General features: G+C 69.6%; 8 protein-coding genes. 2 read left to right on the top strand and 6 right to left on the bottom strand.

Going from position 1 to position 19,823, the window contains the following annotated elements; genetic code table 11:
- Window positions 1–27: 27 nt before the first annotated feature.
- From ACZ7CF_RS07890 to ACZ7CF_RS07905, 4 genes are all read right to left on the bottom strand, one after another.
- Entirely contained in the window at window positions 28–1,071 is a 1,044-nt protein-coding gene (locus ACZ7CF_RS07890; RefSeq protein WP_470369197.1) for a hypothetical protein, read from the bottom strand.
- Entirely contained in the window at window positions 1,068–1,757 is a 690-nt protein-coding gene (locus ACZ7CF_RS07895; protein ID WP_470369198.1) for an O-methyltransferase, read from the bottom strand. Before ACZ7CF_RS07895 ends, ACZ7CF_RS07890 begins: the two co-directional genes overlap by 4 nt.
- 66 nt (window positions 1,758–1,823) lie before the next feature.
- Window positions 1,824–2,543 carry an O-methyltransferase gene (locus tag ACZ7CF_RS07900; RefSeq protein WP_470369199.1) on the bottom strand — a complete coding sequence of 240 codons (720 nt, stop codon included), beginning with the start codon at window positions 2,541–2,543 and terminating at the stop codon, window positions 1,824–1,826.
- Between the two features lie 154 nt (window positions 2,544–2,697).
- A complete protein-coding gene (locus ACZ7CF_RS07905; RefSeq protein ID WP_470369200.1) occupies window positions 2,698–3,972 on the bottom strand; it encodes an MFS transporter in 1,275 nt (424 codons plus the stop codon).
- A 183-nt stretch (window positions 3,973–4,155) separates the two neighbouring features.
- Between ACZ7CF_RS07905 and ACZ7CF_RS07910 the strand changes: the two genes are divergently transcribed.
- Window positions 4,156–5,967: a condensation domain-containing protein gene (locus tag ACZ7CF_RS07910; protein ID WP_470369201.1), complete on the top strand. Its 1,812-nt coding sequence runs from the start codon at window positions 4,156–4,158 to the stop codon at window positions 5,965–5,967.
- On the opposite strand, the gene ACZ7CF_RS07915 is transcribed toward ACZ7CF_RS07910, so the two are convergent.
- Window positions 5,928–8,996, bottom strand: a complete 3,069-nt coding sequence (locus ACZ7CF_RS07915) for an AfsR/SARP family transcriptional regulator (RefSeq protein WP_470369202.1) — start codon at window positions 8,994–8,996, stop codon at window positions 5,928–5,930. The genes ACZ7CF_RS07910 and ACZ7CF_RS07915 overlap by 40 nt on opposite strands.
- Before the next feature lie 718 nt (window positions 8,997–9,714).
- Between ACZ7CF_RS07915 and ACZ7CF_RS07920 the strand changes: the two genes are divergently transcribed.
- Window positions 9,715–12,045 (top strand): ATP-binding protein, encoded by a 2,331-nt coding sequence (locus ACZ7CF_RS07920; protein ID WP_470369203.1) that lies wholly within the window; start codon window positions 9,715–9,717, stop codon window positions 12,043–12,045.
- Window positions 12,046–12,207: 162 nt separating this feature from the next.
- On the opposite strand, the gene ACZ7CF_RS07925 is transcribed toward ACZ7CF_RS07920, so the two are convergent.
- Window positions 12,208–19,728: a type I polyketide synthase gene (locus tag ACZ7CF_RS07925; protein ID WP_470369204.1), complete on the bottom strand. Its 7,521-nt coding sequence runs from the start codon at window positions 19,726–19,728 to the stop codon at window positions 12,208–12,210.
- Window positions 19,729–19,823: the final 95 nt, after the last annotated feature.

Consider the following 19,823-nt stretch of genomic DNA (forward strand, 5'->3'; position numbering starts at 1 on the left):
TCAGCCTCCTTTGTCGCATGCCCGGGGTCAGCGTGCTCTGCGGTCCAGTGCGTCCGTCACCGTGCTGATCTGTTGCTCGATGATTTCGGGATAGTCGGCCATCAGCCGTCTTAGTGCCGAATGGTCTTTCTCGTGCTTCGCGCCGAACACCGCCACGGGCAGAGCGGAATAGAAACGGAGGACCGTGCTGTACCGCTCGGCGACATGGCGTTGCCACAAGTCATCGCCGAGCAACGCGCGCAACCGCTCGGACATCAGTCTGCTGTGCTCGAACAGCGCCCGCGGGGCGTGCAGGTCGAGCCCCGGGTCATCGGGCGGCGTGCCCAAGAGCTCGTCCCGGTACGCCTCCAACGCCGCCACGCCGTACAGGCGGTCGTCCGGCATGACCAGGCCCTGCACAGCCCGGCCAGGGTTCCCGGAAGCGAGGAAGAGCTCGAGTTCGGCGACCACGAACTGCGGATCGAACCGGTAGGACGCCAGCGGGTCGAACTTGAAGAGGATGAACGCTCGCGACCACGGGTGGTCCGCGTTCGCACAGGACTCGTAGGCGGCGTCGAGCTCTCTCCAGGAAATCTGGGTCGTGTCGAACCGAATCGCCTCGTCGTAACCCAGTAGATGCGCGATCTCCGCATCACCGTCTGATCCGTGGACGAGAACGTCGTGATGACGAGCACTTCGCCCGTGCGCCGGTCGCCGCGGAACGAAGAACTCGTCGACGAACGCGTACACGTACCAACCGTCGAGGAGCTGTTCGTGCACGAACTGCGCGAAGCTGCGGCCGATCCACCGCTGCATCCACTCACGATCGGCTCTGATCGTGCGCAGGTGCGGATTGGCTGCGAAATCGCAGGAGTAGAAGCACAGCGATGGGGACTCCATCGGGTGTTCGTCGTAGGCCAGGTGTATGAAGTTCGAGAGAATCCAGTCACGGTTCTCGGGGACATGCGCCTCGACGATGGAGACCGGGTACGCATACGGCTGGTACGCCCGGATACTGGGGTTCGTCGTCACCGGCAAAATCGCGCGTTGACGCCGCACACCCTCGACGTGGTCGGCCGCTGCGCTGCTCACCGGTATTGCCCAACCGCCCACGCGCGCTCGGCCGGTCCCTCGACTCGGCTGACGGCGACCGAGTCGGACATGTACTCGAGCGGGGTGACGACGTCGTCGCGGACCGCCTCGTCCCACGCGGTCGTCGGGCCGATTCCCCACTTGAACCAAGGGGTCAGGTCGTCGACCACGATCGTGGCGCCCGGTTTGGCCAGCCGGCGGGCGTTCGCGATGTCCGCCTTCGCGCACGGGTAGTCGTGGCCCCCGTCGATGAAGACGAGGTCGAAACCATCCGAGGACGGGGGCATCTGGAAGGCCGGGACCGTCTGCGTGGAGTCGCCGTAGACGAGCTGGTGGCGATCCGGGTAACGGGAGTCGATGAACTCCTTCGCCGACTTGACGGTGGCCTCGGTGTTGATTTCGAAGGAGGTGACCTTCGCCTGGGGGGAGCTTTCGAGGAAGGCGATGCTCGAATAGCCGATGTTGAAACCCACCTCGGCTATGGAGGTGGCCTTCCGGGCTCTCGCCAGGTACATGAGGTACAGGACCTGGGCCAAGCAGCTGATTCCGTCGTCCAGTGCGTTTCCCGGCCCCTGTGCGCACTGGAAGACTTCCTCCATGAGCGCGTTGATGCGTGCTCGGTCGCTGGCTCCCGAATCGGGAAAAAGGGCGGACTTGAGTCCTGCTGAAGGCATCGACATGTCCATGTGGCAATGTTGTCTTTCTCGATCTTTTGCTGTCAACACTTCGGCTTCGACGTGCCGGGCGTGCGCTTACCGGAATTGTCCGACTGCCCACGCACGTGCGATCGGCCCGCGAATCCGGCTGACGGCGACCGCGTTGGACACGTGCTCGAGCGGGGTGACGACGTCGTCTTGGACCGCCTCGTCCCACGCGGTCGTCGGGCCGATTCCCCACTTGAACCAGGGGGTCATGCTGTTGACCACGATCGTCGCGCCCGGCTTGGCCAGCCGGCGGGCGTTCGCGATGTCCGCCTTCACCGATGGGTACTCGTGGGCGCCGTCGATGAAGACGAGGTCGAAACCATCTGATGTCGGGGGAGCTTGGAAGGCCGGTACCGTCTGCGTGGAGTCTCCGTAGATCAGCTGGTGGCGACCTGGGTAACGGGAGTCGATGAACTCCTTCGCCGACTTGGCCGGTGTCTCGTCGTGAATTTCGAAGGACGTGACCTGTGCGGCGGGTGAGCTCTCCAGGAAGGCGATGCTCGAAAAGCCGATGCTGAAACCTATCTCGGCTATGCGGGTGGCCTTCCGGGCTCTCGCCAGGTACATCAGGTACAGGAGCTGGGACAGGTTGCTGACCCGGTCGTCCAAGGTGTTCGGGGGGTCTTCTGCGCGTCGGAATACGTCTTCCATGAGCGACCGGATGCGGGATTGATCGCTGACTCCGGAATCGGAGAACAAGGCGGACTTGAGTCCTGCCGCAGGAATCGACATATCCATGGCGCAATGCTGTCCGCCGAAATCCGCCACTGTCAACGCCGTGGTGCGAGGTGCGGAACGTCGCGGTGAGTTTGTTGTCCTGCTGGCAGGACCACGAACCGCGGTACCCGGGTGAAGGGTTGCCGATCGAGCCCGCAGCAGCCTGCCGGCACGTGCGCCGGCAGGCAGAGGCCGGGAGTCGTGGTCACATCACGGAGGTGGCCTGTGCTGACTGGTCGGTGCCGGTCGGCTGCCGGCGTTCGGCGAGCAGTGCCGCGATGGCGATCAGGCCCATCAGCGCGATGGAGGCCCCCACGCCGATGACCCACCGCGGGCCGAACCACTCCGCCAGCACGCCGCTCGCGAGCATGGCGACGAGCGACACCCCGGCGTAGATGGCCCCGGTCGTGCCCACGATCCGGCCGCGCAGCGAGAGCGGCGTGCTGAGCAGCAGCCAGGTCTGCCCGCCCACCCACGAGATGGTGAAGGGAAGGCCGGAGACGACGAAGACGATCAACGCCAGCGGGAGCGACGGCCAGATCATCAGCACCACGATCGCGGCGTTGGAGACGGCGGCGCCGAGCAGGACGGGAAGGCGGTACCCCAGCCGGCGGACCACCGTGCCGATCATCGGGCCCGCGATCAGGGCCGAGACCGCGAACAAGCTGTTGACCAGGCCCATCTGCCCGGAGGTGGCACCGATCACGCCCAGCATGAGCACCGGGAACAGGGAGGACAGCGGCGCCTCCCTGATCGCGTCGAGGACTTGCAGGAGCACCAGGCCCCGGACGCGACGGCTGCGCCGGACGATCGCCAGGTACCCGTCGCCGTCGCCTTCCGTGCTTCCCGTGCCTTCCTCCGGCGCGTCGCCGGCGGTCGGCGTCTTCCGCCCTGATCCCCGCAGGAGCAGGCTGAGCAGTGTGGACAGCAGCATCAGCGCCGTCACCCCGATGACCGTCCAGCGGAAGCCGGCCCATCCCATCGTGAACCCGCCGAGCGCGGGCCCCACCAGCCTGGTGGCGTTGGAGGCGAACGAGTTCAGGCCGTTGGCCTCGACCAGGTCCTCGGCGGTGACGTAGTCGGCGATGAGGACCTGCTCGGCCGGGATGTAGAGCTGCTGGATGGCAGCCTGGGCGAACACCGCGCAGAGGAGGCCGATCGGCGAGTCGGCGACCGCGAAGACGGTCAGCAGTACCAGCACCCGCAGGAAGAGTGCGATCCGCATGATCCGCAGGGGTGTGCCCCAGCGATCTGTGACCGTCCCGGCCAGGTGCCCGAAGGCCACCCCGGCCACGGTCGGGGTGGCCGCGAGCAAGGCCGTCCAGATCGGCGAGCCGGTGAGTTGGTAGAGGTGGACGCTCAAGGCGATGCCCACGCCCGCTCCCACCAACGACGAGACCAGGTTGACGACCAGCAACATCCCGAACTGGGGATTCCTCATCAGGAACCCGAGCGGTTCGGCCCCCTTGTTGACGGGCACTGGGCCGCTCCTCTCGGAAGGGTGGCCACATCAGCCATACGCGAAGACGTAATCGTGCCCCGGGCATGACGTCAAGGTATGTCTCTCCTTTGTTGACCACGGCAGACGCCTGCGCTAGAACTGGTTGAACCAGATGGCAAAATCATCAATTCTTTCACTTCGTGAACGCGCCTGGGAAGTGATATGTCAGCCGTCAAACTCACCCTGCGATCGTCGGTGCCCGTGCATTTCTCCGCCGAGACCGCCCGGCAGGGGCCGCTGACCACAGGCCAGATCAACATTCTGAAGTGGATCAAAGATTTCGAGTCGCGAGAGGGCCAGCCGTACCCTGTCGTGACGTGTGCGGTCAGCTTGAGTGAGACGGCGAGCGTGGAAGACGTCACCGACGGTCTTGCGCTCCTGATCGCCCGTCATGAGGTGCTGCGGACGTCCTTCGTCACCGGACCGCCGCCATGTCAGCGCGTCTCCTCCGCCGGCACGGTGATGGTCGACATCTGTTCGCTGGACGACGACCGAGCCGACCAGTCTGACGTCGAGGCTGAGCTCGCCGAGCACTTGGCGAGCACAACTCCGCACCGGCCCGCGGGGGAGCGGCTGGCCGGCCACCAGCTGCGAGTCGCCCTGGCCACCAGCGCTGACGTGGTGCGGGCGGTTCTCGTCGAGTTCTCGCACATGGCGGTGGACAGGGCCGGCGCGCAGATCCTCCAGCGTGAGCTGGCTGAACTCATCAGCGATCCCGCGGCCCGGGTCGTGGGACCGCCTCGCCATCATCCGCTGGACCAGGCGGAACTCGAACGCTCCGAGCGTGAACGCGCGAAACGTCGCAGAACGCTGGAGTACTGGAGCGGCAAGCTCGCCGTGATGCCCTCACCTCTCTACCTGACGCCTTCCGCGCGGCCCGAACTCGCGCAGGCGAACGCTGACGACACGGTGGGCGTCTCCATGTCGTCACCGGCCGCCGCACTGGCCGCGCGGAGCGTGAGCGCACGCACGCGAACCAGCCGGTCCAGTGTCGTGCTTGCCGCGGTGTGCGCCGTGCTTTCCGTGCGCACCGGCTATCGCGAGATAGTGTTCCCGGTGATGCCCTCGAACCGTTTTGAGCGCCACCTCTACGACTACGTCGGCACGCTCGCCCAAACAGGAATCGCCGCCATCGACGTCGGCTTCGCGAGCTTCGACCAAGTGGTGAGAAACGCGTGGGGTGGCATGCTGAAGGGGTGCATGCACGGCGTTTACGATGCCTATGAGCTCGCAGAGATCGGCGATGGGATAGCGCACGAACGCGGTGTTTTCTTCTGCTTCGACGCCATCTACAACTGCAGTGTCGTCGAAAGCGGTGTGGCTGTGGAGGAACGTCCACCGTCACCGGAGCACCTGACCGCCTTGCTGAGCCGGACCCGGCTGCGTCACCACCCCATGCCATTCCGCCTGGCGACACCCGTCCGGTTCGACGTCTCCAAGTTGGACGACGAGGTGGAGCTGTGTGGCTGGAGTTCCGACCTCGGCCGGGTGCCGGTGGAACACCTGACGTCGTTGCTGCAGGCCGTCGAGCGTCTCCTGGTGGCGGCATCCGGTGGCGACCTCGATCACGAGGGCATCGTCGACGCCCTTCGGCTGGAGCCGGTCCGCCGGGACTCGACCTGGGTCAAGACCGATGTCCAGTGGGTCGACCTGGCTGAGGTCCAGCGACTCCTCGATGACGCGTTCGCACCGGCCGGGGCGCGTATTTTCGCGCAGGTGGCCGATGAACCGCTGGTGGCGTACGTCGAGGCCGCTGACTCCGTCCGGACGCCGGAGCAAGCTCACGCGCGGTGCATGGCCGTGCTACCGGCACACCCGTCAGCGACGACGCCGCGCCGTTACGTCGTCTGCGCGGCGGTTCCGGCCGGCGTCGACAACCCCATCGGCTGGCCGGTGATCAGCGCGGGGTCCGGGAGGAGCGGGCTGCCGGACGCTCAAAGCCAGTCCCACGAGGCGCCGCTGCGCAGTCGATAGCCGCCCTGGAGGTCCGGCGCGATGCCGGAGCCGTACCGCTGGGTGATGTCAAAGGCCTCGCCACGGGCTGCCTCCGCGGCCCGTGGATGTCCCAGACCCGTCTCCACGTGGGCCTTGAACTCGAGGAACCTGGCACGGAGCACCGGAGCCGGACCGGTCTCACCGAAGGTCGTCAGCGCTTCGCCGATCAGGGGGGCGGCGCGGTCCCAGTCCCCGACGACAACGCAGAACTCGACGAATGACAGCAGGACCCGTGCACTGTCGAGACCGCCGGCCGTGCCACGCGACAGCGTGAGCGCGGCAGACAGGGCGGCCTGCGCGGACTCGTGGTGCCCACGGCGAGTCATGAGTGAGCCGAGAGCGGCCGACGCGTGCGCCTCGCCCACCGTGTCACCGCATTCCCGCGCCCGTGCCAGCACCCTGACGAACGACTCCTCGGCGTCCCGCCAGTTCCCCGTGCGGAGGTGGAAGGTGCCGAGCCGGTGCTCGACCCGTGCGGCTGTGCGCGGCGCCTGCGTGGTGCTCTTGGCAACCGCCTGGTCGAGGAGCAGCCTGGCGTCGTCCCAGAGTCCCCTGTCCATGTGGATCTGCGCCATGTCGCCCAGCACGTCGACCTCACCCACCTGGTCACCGGCAGACCGGTGGTCGGCCAGAGCCCGCCGGTAGCCCAGCAGTGCCCGGTCGAACCGACCGGCCATTCGGTCAGCGAACGCGAGCGCACCGAGAGCCCGTGCTCGGCCGGGCACATCGCCGAGTCCCTCGTAGAGGCGGAGGGAGGACTCCAAAGTGGACGTCGCGTCTTTCACGCCGCCGTTGAGGGTCATCATCCCCAGCGAGTACAGCAACGCGGCCTCACCGCGCTCGTTGCCGGTCCGTCTGACGGCGTCGAGCGCTGTCTCGTGCGTGTACAGCCAGTCCTCGACCCGGTGATCGGACTCGAACAGCGCGACCAGGGCGACAGCCAGCCCCCAGCACACCTCGTCCAGCCCGAGATGAGCTGCTTGCGACACGGCGAGAACCAGTGCCGCGCTCTCCAGCCGGAGCCAGCCGAGCGGGTCCACCAGGAGTTGATCGCGCACACCGGCCGGCAGCGTCCACGACCGCGCGGCACAGCGTGGCCCGTCACTGCCGTGGACGCGGCGGTGAGCGTCGACGGCCAGAGAGAGCCAGCAGTGCGACAGCCGGGACAGTGCCGCACGGCGCTCGCTCGGCACCTCGTCCACGGCCAGCCGCTCCAGGGAGAAGATGCGCACCAGGGCGTGCAGCCGGAACCGGTATCGGCCCGTGTCGTCCGCCTTCACCTCGACGAGGCGAGCCGCGGCGAGCTCGTCGAGGAGGTCGGCCGCGGAATCACCGTCGGCATCGAGCAACGGAGCGCACACCCAGGACGCGAAGTCCACCGGGCCGAGGAGCCCGAGCCTGGTGAACAGCTGCCGCGCACCCCGGCTGAGGCCGCTGTAAGAGGAAGCGATCGTCGCCCGGACGCTCATGTCGCCGAGGGTCAGCTCGTCAAGTCGCCGGGTTTCGTCCTTCAGGCGGGAGACCATCTGCCTGATGCTCCGGTGCGGCCACTTCACGAGCTTGGCGGCCACGATCCGGACGGCAAGTGGCAGGCACTCGCACAGCCTGACCAGTTCGAGTGCCATGTCGGACTCGGCGGCCACGCGCTCGGGGCGGACCATCTTGCCGAGCAGTTCGACGCAGGCCGCCTCATCCAGGTTCTCGACGTGAACGTGCACGGCGCCGGGCAGGCTGGTGAGGGGGTAGCGACTCGTGACGATCACACAGCAGTTGGCGTTTCCCGGCATCAGCGTCGTGACGATGGCCGCGCTGTCGGCGTCGTCGAGCAGGAGCAGGACCTTGCGGTCGCCGAGCCAGCTGCGGTAGACGGCCTTCCGGTGTTCGAGGTCCTCAGGAAGTGCCGCGGGGTGGAAGCCGAGTGAGCCGAGCAGCTTGGCCAGCACGTCCAGCGGGTCGCTGCGATGGCCGTCGCCGCCGGGGAGCTGAACGAAGATCGCGCCTTCGTCGTACAGGTGGTGGACGGCGTGCGCCACGTGAAGGGCCAGGGTCGTCTTGCCGACGCCTCCGTTGCCGTTGAGGCACACGACAGGCATGTATCGCCTGCCTTCCGCGGAACCCGATCCGGAAAGCTTCGCGACGATGGCGTCGACCACTTCCTCCCGGCCGGTGAAGTCGGCGACAGTCGGCGGGAGCTGCCGGGGGACGATGGCGTGAAAGTTGCCGGTGGTTTTCGGGCCAGAAGCAGTCCGGGGTGTGACCGACAGCGGATCGACCCGTCTCAGGAAGGACTTGTGCAGCCTGTGCAGCCGGTCGGATGGCTCCAGTCCGAGTTCTTCCCTGAGGGTGTCCCTGATTTCTTGGAACGACTCAAGGGCGTCCGCTTGCCGGTCAGACCGGTGCAGGGCGACCATGTGGAGCGCTCTCAGTGACTCGCGCAGCGGGTGAGCCCGGACGAGCTCACTCAACTCGGCGACGAGCTCGTGATGCCTGTCGAGTTCGAACTCCAGCTCGATGCACTCCTCGGTGGTCCTGATCTGTTCTTCTTCAAGCCGGATCGCCATTGTTCTGACCACCGCGCTCTCGACGTCCGCGGCCACCGCCGGGCCGCGCCAGAGCGCGAGCGCGGCACGCAGCTCAGCTGCCGCGTCCCTGATCTTCCCGGCGGCAGCCAGCTCTCGGCCGGAACTGACCATCCGGCGGAACGCGGTGGAGTCGAGCGAACCCGCGGGAAGATGGATCGTGTAGCCCATCAGGCTGGTGGCGATCGCATGGTCGTCACCGAATTTTCGCAGCTCACGCCGCAAAGCGGAGATGCAGGTGTGGATCTGCCCCTTGGCGGTGACGGGTGGATCCTCTCCCCATATCCCCTCGGTGATCCGGTCGAGCGATACGAGGCTTCCTTCCTGCATGAGGAGCATCGCCAACACGGTTCGCTGGCGGCCGTTCGGAAACTGCAAAGAAATTTGGCCGAGGGAGACGTCGAGCGAACCGAGGATCCTGAAATGCATGACACGAAGCCATTTCGACGTGATGGACGCGAGGTGGAGGGTCCGCGTCGTGGCGGACGATCCCGTGGTCGCTCGACAGGCGCGAGGCCCCGTTGGTCGTGGTCCGTCAGCGGGCGGTGGAGCACGGGGACCATCGCCGACGCGGTACCCAGACGGCGTCCACCGGACGTTCGACGGACACCACGCGGTCGGGTTCGAGTGACGACCCGGAGAGGATCATCCTCTGTCGAGGCGCGAACGACGGTCGGTCGACCGCGCTGATGACCTCCGGTGGGCCAGGAATGCGGAACCGCATAGGCTGCTCCTTCTCACCGCAAATTCCGGCCAACACCCGGGTTACGCCGTTCGGCGTGCCGCGTTCACTCTGAATGGTTCACGGGATACCCGGACGCGGTTCGCAGGCCGAACGAAAACGGGAGTGGCCGATAGCGATGCAGTAGGTCGGCGGCATGATCGCGTTCCTCTCATCGGCGCAACATCAGTGAATTATCATCATCCGTCGGTACGCTCACTTTCGTGAATGTCGGACAGCTACGGGCACTCGAACAGTGCGGCGCAGGTGAATGCGCGCTGTCCGCGGGAAAGGGCGGACGGCGGCGGACACACCGGAGGCCCCGAGTTGGCCACTGACTTCGCCCCGCAGCTCCTGCGGCGATTGTGTGATGATCTTCGGCGTCTGCGGACGCAGGCAGGCGGACCGAGTCTGCGGGTCCTGGAGGTGCAGCTCGGCCGGGGCAGGAGCCAGCTCGCGACGGTGCTGAACGGCCAGGTTCGGCGACTTCCAGACTGGGAACTGGTCAAGGGCTTGGTCACCAACTGCCACCGGTACGCCGACGAGAACGGCCGACTGGACCGGCTGTCGGTGGCAACCGGCATCGAAGAGCACTGGCGCCCCCGGTACACCCTGCTGGAGTACGCCTTCGGCGAGAAGTCCGCCGCACCAGTGAATCCCCACGGCGGCGGTGCCGACCACCCTGGCGGGATGCCGGTTCCCCGACAGCTTCCGTTGGCGGTGCGCCACTTCACGGGTCGCGCCCGCGAGCTGACGACGCTGGACGCCCTGGCCGAGACGACTGCCCGCGCGGGCACGGTGGTGATCGTCGCCATCAGTGGCACGGCGGGGGTCGGCAAGACCACGTTGGCCGTGTGCTGGGCGCACCGGGTGGCCGGCCGGTTCCGTGACGGGCAGTTGTACGTGGACCTGCGTGGCTTCGACCCCGGCGGCCGGGCGGTGGACCCGGCCGAGGCGGTCCGCCGTTTCCTCGACGCCCTGGAGGTGCCGCCGAGCCGCATTCCCGCCGATCTGGACGCCCAGACAGCGCTGTACCGCAGTCTGCTCGCCGACAAGCGCATGTTGATCGTGCTGGACAACGCCCGCGACGCCGTCCAGGTACGTCCGCTGCTGCCGGCCGCCCCCGGCTGTCTGGTCCTGATCACCAGTCGCAACCGGCTCTCCAGCCTGGTTGCCGCCGAGGGAGCGCACCCGCTCACGCTCGACCTGTTCACCACCTCGGAGGCCCAGGACGCGCTGACTGATCGGCTCGGCCTCGACCGGGTCACCGCCGAGCCCGCAGCGGTCGACGAGATCGTCGGCCGCTGCGCGCGGCTACCACTGGCACTGGCCGTGGTCGCCGCCCGCGCGGCGATGGACCCGGAGCTGCCGCTGGCGGCCGTGGTCTGGGAACTGGCCGGCGCACCGGGCCGGTCGGACGTCTTCGAGGACGGCGACCCACAGGCCGACGTCCGGGCAGCGTTCTCCTGGTCCTACCAGGCACTGACCCCACCGGCGGCCCGGCTGTTCCGGCTCCTCAGCCTCCACCCCGGCCCGGACGTCACCGTCGCGGCCGCAGCCAGCCTCGCCGCCGTCTCCCTCCCGGAAGCGCGGGCGTCGCTGCTCGAACTGACCTCGGCGAGCCTCATCGCCAAGCGTCATCCCGATCGGCACACCTGGCACGACCTGATGCGTGACTACGCCGCACACCTGGCCCGGTCCACCGAACCCGAACCGGACCGCCGGGCCGCCGTCGGCCGGATCTTCGACCACTACCTGCACACGGCGTGCAACGCCAACCAGGTGCTGGACCCCGCCACGGACCACACCGAACCGGCCCCACCGGCCGGGGGAACCGTGCCGGAGCAGTTCACCGACTACCAGCGCGCACTCGACTGGTTCACCAGCGAACGCGCCGTCCTGCTCAACATCATCGAACACGCCACCACCGGCCGGGAGGCACAGGTCGGACAACTCGCCCAGGCGATCGCGGTCTTCCTGGACCGCCGGGGGCACTGGCACGACGGGTTGGTGATCTGGCGGACCGCGATCGCGGCCGCGGCTCGATTGGCCGATCGGGTCATGGAGGCGCGCGCCCACTGCCAGCTCGGCCGCGCGTACACGCGGTTGTACCGGTTCGACGACGCCGACAACCAGCTCCACCGTGGCCTGGACCTCGCCGTCCAAGCCGGTGACCGCACCGAACAGGCGCACATCCACAACACCTTGTCCATCATGTGGGAGCGGTGGGGCGACCCGAAGCAGGCTCTCCGACACGACCACCAAGCCCTTGACCTGTACCGCGAAACCGGCCACCGGCTCGGACAGGCCAGGTGCTACAACGCGATCGGCTGGCACCTCACGCTGCTCCGCGACCACGACCTGGCCCTGGCCTACTGCGAAAGAGCCCTCGTCCTCCTGCGAGAGCACAACGACCGGGCCGGTCAGGGCCTGGCACTGGACAGCCTCGGCCACATCCACCACCACCTCGGCCAGCACGCCCAGGCCGTCGTCTGCTACGAGCAGGCGCTGGAGGTGCACCGGGAGCTGGGCGACCAGTTCGGCGAAGCGGAAGCACTCGAGCACCTCGGCGACGTCCAGCACTACATGGGCGACAGCAGCCAGGCCTTCCGGTCGTGGCACAAGGCCCTCGAACTGCTCACCGGCCTCGATCACCCCAGCGCCGACAACGTCAAGGCCAAAGTCGCCGCCCATGGCGTCGGATCCACGTCGCGACATTCGACGGCGTGCCCTCCGGCCGCGTCCGGTGAGGGGTGAGGTGTAGCCATGTACGCCCGTGGCGACTGACGCACTCACGGGTGTCGGCGTGCGGTAGTCGGACCCACGGCGGTGAAAAGGGGCGGGAAGGCCGTTGTGCAGATGGCCTTCCCGCCCGGTCTCCTGTCTGATCCGGGGACGTTCAGCCCCGCGCGGGTGAGATCAGAGGCCGCCGGTGTCCTCGTCGGACGTCCGGCCGGTCGTCGGGGGGTCGAACCGCAGTTCACCGTCGATGAGGTCGAAGAGCTCCTCGTCAGTGGCGACGTCGAGTTCGAGGCCGGGCGACGTGGCCTCCCGCCCGCCGAGACGGACGAGCAGTTCCTGCAGGTGCTTGATGACGTCCGGCACGAGGTCTGGATCAGCGGTCATCGCCGGCTCGAGCCGGTCCAGCACCGCCAGGACGTCCTCGTCCTCGTCGCGCAGCTCGTCGTGCAGGTGGCGGGCGAGCGCCTCGGCGTCCGGGTGTTCGAACACGAGCGTCCTGGACAGGGTCAGGCCGGTCGCGGTCGCGAGCCTGGTGCGCAGCTCGACGGACATGAGGGAGTCGAAACCGAGGTCCCGCAACGCCTGGTCGGACGGGATCGACTCCGGGTCGCTCTGGCCCCGGACGGCCGCGGCCTCGCTCTTCACCAGGTCCAGCAGGCGACTGCGGCGCTTGTCCGCGGGCAGGGCCGCCAACTCGTCGCGCAAGGTCACGTCACCCGAGCCGTCCACTTCGGACACGACCACGAACTCGTCGAAGAGGTGGCGCTCGCGGGCCGAGGAGAACAGCGACGCGAACTTGTCGCGGTCGAGGTCCGCCACGGTGAGCGCCGACTCACCGGCGGAGAGGGCCTCGTGCAGGGCCCGCAGAGCCAGTTCCGGTGCCAGCGCGCGCATTCCGGAACGGCTGAGCTTGGTCGCGAGCGTGTCGTCCGCGCCCATGCCGTCGCCGGCCCACATGCCCCACGCGACGGACGTCACGCGGTGGCCGTCGGCGCGCAGGCGATCCGCCAGCGCGTCGAGGCAGGCGTTGGCCGCGGCGTACGCACCCTGGCCGTTGCCGCCCCACACTCCGGCCGCGGAGGAGAACAAGACCGCTTCCTCGATCTGACCGGTGACGAGCAGGTCCTCCACCACCTGGGCGCCGGTGACCTTGGCCGCGAGCACGGTGGCGAGGTCCTGGCCGGACGTCTCGGTCAACGGCCGGGTCACGTTGACCCCGGCCGCGTGCACCACGGTGTGCACCGGCTGGCCCTGAGCCGCGAGTGAGGAGACCAGCTCCCCGACGGCGGTGCTGTCCGTGACGTCGCACGCCGCGGACGTCAGGCGGACGCCCTGCGCGGCGAGGTCCGCGTGCAGTTCTTCCTGCGCCGCACCTCGCCTGCTGGCCAGCACGACGTGCTCGGCACCTTCGGCCGCCAGCCAGCGGGTCAGGTGCGCACCCAGCGCGCCGGTGCCGCCGGTGATGAGGACGGTGCCCTCGGGGCGCCAGCGGCGGGCGGGGTTCCGGCGTGCCGCAGGCGCGGGAACGACCCGTCGCACCAGCACGTCCTCGTCGCGCACCGCGAACTGGTCCTCGCCGGCCGGATCGGCCAGCACGCCGAGCAGGCGGTCGACCGCACGGGCACCGGGGGTGGAGGGCAGGTCGGCGAGACCGCCCCACGACCCGGGTTGTTCCAGTGCCGCCACCTGGCCGAGGCCCCACACCTGCGCCTGCACGGGGTTGCGCACCGGGTCGCCGGCGGAGGTGCCCACCGCCTGCTCGGTGAGCAGCCAGACGGGAATGCCCAGGTCGCCGGTCGCGGTGAGGAGCGCCAGCGTCGAGCTGAGCCCGGTGGAGACGCCCGACTCCTGGTGTTCGGCCAGGCCGAGCAGGGAGACGATCCCGTTGACGCGACCGACCGCGGACAGTCGTGCGGCGAGGTCGTGGTGGTCGTCGGCCAGCAGCTGGTGCACCCGCGCGCCGGAGTCGATCAGACCGGAGGTCAGTGCGCGCACCCAGGCCTGGCCGTGCTCGGGGTGGGCCACGACCAGCCAGGTGCCGGTGGGCCGGGCGGCGGAGACGGCCGGGACGGGGTTCCAGGCCACCCGGTAGCGCCAGTCGTTCGTTGCGGGTGCGGCGGCGTTCTGCCGCACCGCCTCCGCCCAGTAGCGCTCGCGCTGGAACGGGTACGTCGGCAGGTCGATCATCGGTGTCCGCGCGACGCCACCCACGCGTGCCCAGTCCACCGCGAGGCCGCGGACGTGAGCGGAGGCGACCGCCGTGACGGCCGTGCGGGCTTCCGGGCGGTCGCGGCGCAGCAACGGCGCGAACAGGCAGTCGTCCGCCGAAGCCAGACCCGCGGAACCGAGCGCGGTGAGCACCGCGTCAGGACCCAGTTCCAGGAACGTGCGAACGCCTTCGGCGGCGAGGGTCGTGACGGCGTCGTGGAAGCGCACCGCGTTCGCGGCGTGCCGCACCCAGTACTCCGCCGAGCGCAGGTCGTCTCCGGTGATCAGCTGACCGGTCACCGTCGACACCACCGCGACGCGTGCGGGGGAGTAGGTCAGCTCCTCCGCCACGCGCCGGAACTCGTCGAGCATCGGCTGCATCAGCGGGGAGTGGAACGCGTGGCTCACGGCCAGGCGCTTGGGCGAACCGAAGTGCCGCGCCACGGCCAGAACCGCGTCCTCGGCGCCGGACAGCACCAGCGACTCAGGGCCGTTGATCGCCGCGATCGCCACGTCGCCGTCGAGCAGTGGAGCGACGTCGGCCTCCGCGGCACGGACCGCGACCATGACGCCACCGGCGGGCAGTGCCTGCATGAGGCGGCCGCGTGCGGTCACCAGCCGACAGGCGTCCGGCAGGGACAGCACTCCGGCGACGTGCGCCGCGGCGATCTCGCCGATCGAGTGGCCGGCGAGGAAGTCGGGGGTCACTCCCCAGTCGGCCAGCAGGCGGTGCAACGCCACCTCGACGGCGAACAGCGCGGGCTGCGCGAACTCCGTGTGGCTCAGCCGGTCCGGGTCCTCCGCGATGATCCGCGGCAGCTCCGGGTCGAGGTGGGAGAAGCACTCCGTCAGGGCCTCGGCGAACACCGGGTACGCCTGCGCCAGCGCGACCCCCATGCCGATCCGCTGGCTTCCCTGCCCGGAGAACAGGAACGCGGTGCCGCCGGTCGTCGTGTGACCGCGCACGACGCCTTCCGCCGACCGGCCGGCGCCGAGTGCCGAGAGGGCCGACAGCACCTCGGTGCGGTCCTCGCCCAGAACGACGGCGCGTTCCCGCAGCGCCGTCCTGCTGTGGTCCAGTGCCGCGCCGATGAGTGCGGGGGAGACGTCGGCACGACTGCTCGCGAACTCGTGCAGCTGCGTCGCCTGGGCCCGCAGGGCGGCGGCGGTCGCGCCGGACAACGGCCAGGCGGTCACCGCCGGGACGTCCACTTCGGACAACGCGGGTGTGGCGCCTGCTTCCTCGATGATGACGTGGGCATTGGTGCCGCTGATGCCGAACGCCGAGACAGCCGCACGACGCGGTGATCCACCGGCGGGCCATGCCGTCGTCTCGCCGAGGAGCCGCAGCGACCCGGCCGACCAGTCGACGTGCGTGGTCGGTTCGGCTGCGTGCAGCGTGCGCGGGAGCGTCCCGTTGCGCAGGGCCAGCACCATCTTGATCATGCCGGCGACGCCGGCCGCCGCCTGGGCGTGGCCGATGTTGGACTTCAACGAGCCCAGCCACACCGGGTTCTCGGAGGACCGGGCGCTGCCGTAGGTCTCCAGCAGCGCCTGCGCCTCGATGGGATCACCCAGCACCGTGCCGGTGCCGTGGGCCTCGACAACGTCGACGTCGTGGGCGGTGAGCCCGGCGGAGAACAACGCCTCCTGCACGACCTCGACCTGCGCGCGGCCGTTGGGCGCGGTGAGTCCGTTGCTGGCGCCGTCGGAGTTGATGGCGCTGCCACGCAGCACCGCGAGCACCGGGTGCCCGTTGCGCCGGGCGTCGGACAGCCGCTCCAGCAGCACCAGGCCGGCGCCCTCACCCCAGGCGGTGCCGTCGGCGTTCGCGGAGAAGGGCTTGCAGCGGCCGTCCGGCGCGAGCCCGCCCTGCTTCTCGAACTCCACGAACATGCCGGGGGTGGCCATGACTGTCGCGCCACCGGCGAGGGCGAGCGTGCACTCGCCTGCCTGGATCGACCGCGCGGCCGTGTGCACCGCCACCAGCGACGAGGAGCACGCGGTGTCCAGCGTGATGGCGGGCCCGCGCAGCCCGAACGCGTAGGAGATGCGGCCAGAGGCCACGCTCGCGGCCCCGCCCGTCAGCAGGTGACCGGCGAGTTCCTCGGACGGCGCGTGCATGCGGGGCCCGTAGTCCTGCGCCATCATTCCGGCGAAGACACCGGTCCGGCTGCCGCGCAACGACGACGCGTCGAGGCCCGCGCGTTCGAAGACCTCCCAGGCCAGTTCCAGCAGCAGGCGCTGCTGGGGGTCCATCGCGGCCGCTTCACGCGGTGAGATGCCGAACAGGTCGGCGTCGAAGTCGCCGGCGCCGTGCAGGAAGCCGCCGCGTGCGGTGGCGATCCGCACCGGGTGGTCCAGGTCCCAGCCGCGGTTGCCGGGGAGCTCGCTCGTCAGGTCGGCTCCCTCGACGAGCAGCTGCCACAGCTGTTCCGGGGAGTCGGCGCCAGGCAGCCTGCACGCCATCGCGACGATCGCGATCGGGTCGTCGTCCTGGGCGTTGCCGGCGTCGGGAGCCGTGATGGCGGCGGGAGCGGTGTCACCGCCGAGCCGGACGCGCAGCGCCTCGGCCAGCCGGGACGGGCTGGGGTGGTCGTAGACCGCCCCGGAGGGCAGCTTCGCGCCGGTGGCGTCGTTGAGCCGGCCGCGCAGCTCGACGGCCATGCGCGAGTCCAGACCCATCTCCTTGAAGGTGAGGTCCGGGTCGACGGCGGCGGCGTCGGCGTGTCCGAGCACGATCGCGGTGTGCGCCAGGACGAGCCGGAGCAGTTGCCGCCCGTTCGCCGAGGGCGTCTGCGCAACGCTCTCCTCCTGCTCGGCGACGACCGCCGCGGGAGCTGCCGGTGCCGGACGGGCACCGGTGGCCGGAAGCCAGAACGGCCGCCGCTGGAACGGGTAGGTGGGCAGCCGCAGTCGCGCGCAGGTCCTGGGGGAGAGGGCCTGGTGCCAGTCGACGGCGACTCCGCTGGTGTGCAACGAAGCCGCGGAGCTCAGCACGCGCGCCCAGTCACCGTCGTCGCGCCGCAGGGTCTCGACGACGACCGGGTCGGCGCCGGCCGCTTCGGCGGTTTCCGCGACCGCGCCGGTGAGGACCGGGTGCGGGCTGATCTCCACGAAGACGGAGTGGCCTTCGTCGAGCAGGGTCGCGACGGTGGGGGCCAGGAGAACGGCCTGACGCAGGTTGTCGTACCAGTAGCCGGGGTCGAGCGGCCGCGAGACCGGTTCGCCGGTGACGGTGGAGTAGAACGCGATGTCCGGTTCCCTGGCGGTGATGTCGCCCAGGTCGGTCAGCAGTTGCTCGCGCACGGCTTCGACGGCGGCGCAGTGGGAGGCGTAGTCGACGGCGATGCGACGCGCCCGGCCACCCTCGTTCTGGCACAGGGCCACGAACGACTCGACGTCCTCGATGGGGCCGCACACGACGGTGGAGGTCGGGCTGTTGATCGCGGCGACCTCGAGCCGTTCCGTCAGCCGGGAGCGGACCTCCGCCTCGGACAGCGCCACCACGGCCATCGTGCCGGTACCGGCGAGCACCTGGAGAGCGCGGGACCGCAGGGCCACGACCTTGGCCGCGTCCTCGAGGGTGAGCGCACCCGCCACGCAGGCAGCCGCGATCTCACCCTGGGAGTGGCCGACGACCGCGTCGGGACGCACGCCGAGGGACTGCCACAGGGCGGCCAGCGACACCATGACCGCGAAGAGAGCGGGCTGGACCACGTCGACGCGGTCGAGCCCTTCGCCGTCCTTCAGCACATCGTGCAGCGACCAGTCGGTGAACGGGGCCAGCGCCCGCGCGCACTCGTCGATCCGGTCGCGGAAGACGGGGGAGGACTCCAGGAGTGCGGCCGCCATGCCGATCCACTGAGAGCCCTGGCCGGGGAAGACGAAGACGGTCTTGCCGGGTGTGCGGGCCTGGCCCTGGACGGTGCGCCCGTCGGGCAGTCCGTCCGCGATCGCGTGCAGCGACCGCAGCAGGTCCTCGCGGGTGGCGGCGATCGTGACGGCGCGGTGCCGGAAGGGCGTCCGGGTGGTGACGGTCGCGTGGGCGAGGTCGGCGAGGTCGACGTCCGGCGCGGCGTCGAGGTGGGCGGCGAGCTGGGCGGCCTGGGCGTGCAGAGCCTGCTCGGTGCGGCCCGACAGCAGAACCGGCACGGCGCCGACCTGCTCGGCGCTGACCTGCTCGGCGCTGACCTGCTCGGCGGAGGGCTGCGGCGGAACGGCCGCAGGCGCTGAGGCGAGCACGACGTGGCAGTTCGTCCCGCCCATGCCGAACGAGCTGACGCCGGCCAGGCGGGTGTCGCTCTCCGGCCAGGGTTCGGTGGAGGTGACCACCCGCAGGCCCAGTTCGGTGAGCGGGATGTCCGGGTTGGGCCGGTCGTGGTTCAGGCTGCGCGGGATCACGCCGTGTTCCACGCTCAGGGCGGTCTTGATGAGACCGAGGATCCCGCCGGCGCCTTCGAGGTGACCGATGTTGGTCTTGACCGAACCGACGGGCAGGGGCTCGGCTCCCGCGCGGACCGCGCCCAGCGCCGCCGCCTCCAGCGGGTCACCGACCGGAGTGCCGGAACCGTGCAGCTCGACGTACTGGAGGTCGCCGGGCGCCACGCCGGCGTCGGCGCAGGCGGCTCGCACGACCTCGGCTTGAGCCTCGGCACTCGGCACGGTGAGGCCGTCGGTGGACCCGTCGTTGTTGACCGCGCCACCCAGGAGCACGCAGTGCACCGGGTCGCCGTCCGCGAGCGCACGCTCCAGCGGCTTGAGCACGACCACCCCGGCACCCTCCCCGCGGACGAAGCCGTTGGCCCGCTCGTCGAAGGTGAAGCACCGGCCGTCGTCGGACAGCCCGCCGAAGCGCGACGCGGTGACGGCACCGGCGCGCAGCAGGTTCAGGTTCACACCGGCGACGATCGCCAGCTCGGACTCGCCGGAGCGCACGCTGGTCGCGGCCAGGTGCGTCGCGACCAGGGAGGACGACTGGGCGGTGTCGACGGTCATGCTCGGACCGCGCAGGCCCAGGGCGTAGGAGACGCGGTTGGCGATGACGGCCCGCTGGGTCCCGGTCATGGTGGTGCCGGAGATGGTGTCCTCGTCCGCGTGGCTCAGGATCGCGTAGTCGTCGCGCAGCGCGCCGACGAACACACCGACGTTCCTGCCGCTCAGCGTCGCGGGCACGATGCCCGCGTCCTCCAGCGCCGTCCAGGACAGTTCGAGGACGAGGCGCTGCTGGGGGTCCATCGCGGCGGCCTCGCGCGGAGAGATCCCGAAGAACTCGGCGTCGAAACCCGCGACGTCGTCCACGAAACCGCCGAACCGCGCGTCCTGCGGTGCGGTCGTGGCGTCCCAGCGGTCGGACGGCACGGCGGAGATGGCGCTCTCACCGGAATGGAGCAGTCGCCAGAAATCCTGGAGATCACGAGCGCCGGGTGCTCGGCACGCCATTCCCACAACGGCGATGGCGTCGCGCGGGTGGAGCTGACCGGCGTTCATCAATTGACCCCCGTGGATCGATCGGCAGCGGTGTGAATCGATGAAAGACCACCGCGGGCCGCCAATGCGAATGACTGTTCCGGTTTTCGGAACTC

This window comes from Lentzea sp. NPDC036955 (assembly GCF_055608005.1).

Bases quoted from the DNA above. Each gene is read 5' to 3' on its own strand.
- ACZ7CF_RS07895 (WP_470369198.1), bottom strand. From the start codon at position 1,757: ATGGACATGTCGATGCCTTCAGCAGGACTCAAGTCCGCCCTTTTTCCC.
- ACZ7CF_RS07910 (WP_470369201.1), top strand. From the start codon at position 4,156: ATGTCAGCCGTCAAACTCACCCTGCGATCGTCGGTGCCCGTGCATTTC.
- ACZ7CF_RS07915 (WP_470369202.1), bottom strand. From the start codon at position 8,996: ATGCATTTCAGGATCCTCGGTTCGCTCGACGTCTCCCTCGGCCAAATT.
- ACZ7CF_RS07925 (WP_470369204.1), bottom strand. From the start codon at position 19,728: ATGAACGCCGGTCAGCTCCACCCGCGCGACGCCATCGCCGTTGTGGGA.